We start from the raw sequence: 2,805 nt of genomic DNA on the forward strand, positions 1-2,805 counted from the left end.
TCCACGCCCTCGCCGATGCGAACGGCCGCCCGTTGGGCTTCTTCATGACCGCCGGGCAGGTCAGCTACTACACCGGTGCCGCAGCGCTGCTGGACGATCTGCCCAAGGCACAGTGGCTGCTGGGCGATCGCGGCTATGACGTCGACTGGTTCAGGGACGCTCTCCAGGCCAAGGGCATCCAACCCTGCATCCCGGGCCGGAGATCCCGCAACGAACCGGTCAGGTATGACAAGCGCCGCTATCGCCGTCGCCCTCGCAGCCACCATCATCTTCTGGCTGTGATCAACGAGTCCTGACCCTAGAAGCCCTCCCTGGCGACTGACTTCACCGCCGCCGCGCTGGAGCCCATGGGCGCGCGCGCTCGCCGAGGTGGAGCGCGCTGGGCTTGGGCGTGCGTGCGAACGTCTTGGGATCCACCGAGACCAGGCCGAAACGCTCACCGTAACCCTTGGTCCATTCGAAATTGTCGAGCAGCGACCAGTACATATAGCTATGGACCGGGATACCCTCGTCGATGCACCGGCGCACTTCTTCGATCGTCGCGTCGATGAACGCGATGCGGCGGGCATCGTCATCGGTCGCGATGCCGGACTCGGTGACGTAGATCGGCTTGCCGATCAGACGCGCCGCAAGCCTGATCGTGTCACCCAGCGCCGGCGGATAGTACTCGTACCCCGCCGCAGTCATCTCGGCGCCCTCCGGAGCGGGAAGAGCGCCATGATCGCCGACCCGGATCCGCGTATAGGTCTGGACGCCGACGAAGTCGCTCGCCTTGGCGGCCTCGATCCAGCCGCCATACATCGCGTCTTCGACGATCGGTGCCAGACTGTTCGGCCCGACCGCTTCCACCGACTGCATCGACAAGGTGACGCCGACCGGGAAATCACCGGTCGAAGCCTTGATCGCGGCCTGCGCCTTCGCGTGCGCGTCGAGCAGCACCGGCTGCGTCCGATCGGGATCCGCGAACAGCAGGGACGAGAACTCGGGCGACGAGGTCGCCTGCGCGGCGGCGGCGATCATCGACTTGACCGCATCCGCGTCGGCCTTGCTGCGCCCCGCGCGGAGCAGCTTCAGCAGAAGCGGAATGTTCGCCTCGTTGAAGGTCGAGGCCATTCCGATCAGGTCGCCGAGCGCATCGGTCGCCCGGCCGGCGAAGCGGGCGAACAGATCGGCGCCGTCGGCGACCTCGAACCCGCCGCGTTGGGCAAACCACAAGGGGACGGTGAAATGGCTGTAGGTCAGGATCGGTGCCAAGCCGTGCTTGCGACACGTTTCCAGCACACGGACATAGTGGTCGAGTTCCGCCTGCGAGAAGCGCGCTGGTTCGGGTTCGATCCGCGCCCACTCGATGCCTATGCGGTAGCAGTTGAAGCCGAGTTCCGCTGCGAGCGAGATGTCCTCTTCGTAGCGGTTGTAGCTGTCGCACGCGTCGCCTGACGGATCCTTGAACACGGTGCTCGGCAGGTTCTCCAACAGCCACGCGTCGGAATGGATGTTGTTGCCCTCGCTCTGATGCGCAGAGATGGCGGTTCCCCAAAGGAAGCTCGCTGGGAGTGGTCGGCGGGCTGAGGGTTCTGACCCGGTCGCCGCGGCGACACGACCCCGGCTTGCGGTTCCAGCCAACGTCGGGGCGGCCCCGGCCACGATCTCGCGTCTCGACATATCGTTTCCTTTCGTATCGTTGGTCGCCGCTCACTGTTCTTCCATCGCGCTTCCTGCGATGCTTCATGGTTCGACCGTACCGGGTGTTCCGCAAGCGGCTATGGGGCCTGTTCCGAACAACATGGCGGAACCTCCCTGCGCTCGATCCGATTATCGGACCGACAGCCGGGCCCGTCCGTCGTCCCGAACGGCCGAGGGCTGGGTCGCCGCGATGGCTTCATATTGCGCCAATTCGGGCGGGACGTACCGATGCAACGTCTCCACCTCGTCATGGTAGGCGGCCCACACCGTGTCGGCCATGACCGACGGCTGCATCAACCTGAACATGCCTTCGGTCGGCAACGCCGACCTGTGCTCGGGCGGCAGCATGGCCGTGTCCGTGATGCCCGTGACGGCATGCCCGACCCGGATGCCATGCGGGTGCAATTCCAGCGCCATCGCCTCCGCGAAGCCCCTGAGCCCGTGCTTGCTGGCCGAATAGGCGGCCAGGTCGGCCGCGCCGAAGATCGAGGAGGCCGATCCCGTGAAGAAGCACAGCGAGTTCGGGGTACGCTCCAGCAACAGTCGAGCGCTGCGCACGCCGATCATGGGGCCGAGCAGGTTGACGGCGATTATGCGCTCCACCGTCTCCCAGTCCATGTCCTGGAACCGCCCGTGCGAGATCACGCCCGCGTTATTGTGGAGGATGTCCATGCGACCACCGGTGATCGCGCCGAATGCGGCGACAGCGCCCGCGAATGCGGTCGGATCGGTGACATCGAGCGGCAAGAACATCGCCCGCTCGTCCCCGAGTTCCTCGGCCAGCGCCGCAAGCCCGGACCGGTCGATGTCGAAGCATCCCACGAACCAATGCTCGGCCGCGAACCGCTGCGCGGTGGCGGCGCCCATGCCCGATGCGGCACCCGTGATGAAAATGGCCCTGCCTGCCGCGTCCATGCCTCGATCCTCGCCACTCGCGCTATCCATCCCGCATAGTCCGTCTTAGAAAACTTGACAAACATCAAACGCTATAGGATTAGAACTTACCTTGGAGAGCCCGGAGCTGACATGAATCTGCGCGGCATCGTCACTCCTATCTGACCGGCCGTAGCGATGCCGGCCAGCGGCAAGCTCGGGTTCTCGACCAAGGATGCCGGAGCATCC

At 65.3% G+C, this 2,805-nt stretch carries 2 protein-coding genes and 1 pseudogene; 1 reads left to right on the top strand and 2 read right to left on the bottom strand.

The genetic code is table 11. The annotated features are described in order from the left end of the window. A pseudogene (locus ACFE71_RS15405) lies at nucleotides 1-257 on the top strand (transposase); the annotation flags it as partial. A 67-nt stretch (nucleotides 258-324) separates the two neighbouring features. Here the strand turns inward: ACFE71_RS15405 and ACFE71_RS15410 are convergent. Both ACFE71_RS15410 and ACFE71_RS15415 read right to left on the bottom strand, forming a co-directional pair. Then, nucleotides 325-1,662, bottom strand: coding sequence for a glycoside hydrolase family 1 protein (locus tag ACFE71_RS15410; RefSeq protein ID WP_375429639.1), 1,338 nt, complete (start codon nucleotides 1,660-1,662; stop codon nucleotides 325-327). Between the two features lie 150 nt (nucleotides 1,663-1,812). Next, nucleotides 1,813-2,598, bottom strand: coding sequence for an SDR family NAD(P)-dependent oxidoreductase (locus ACFE71_RS15415; RefSeq protein WP_375429640.1), 786 nt, complete (start codon nucleotides 2,596-2,598; stop codon nucleotides 1,813-1,815). Nucleotides 2,599-2,805: the final 207 nt, after the last annotated feature.

This window comes from uncultured Sphingomonas sp., from assembly GCF_964237155.1.
Taxonomy (GTDB): domain Bacteria; phylum Pseudomonadota; class Alphaproteobacteria; order Sphingomonadales; family Sphingomonadaceae; genus Sphingomonas.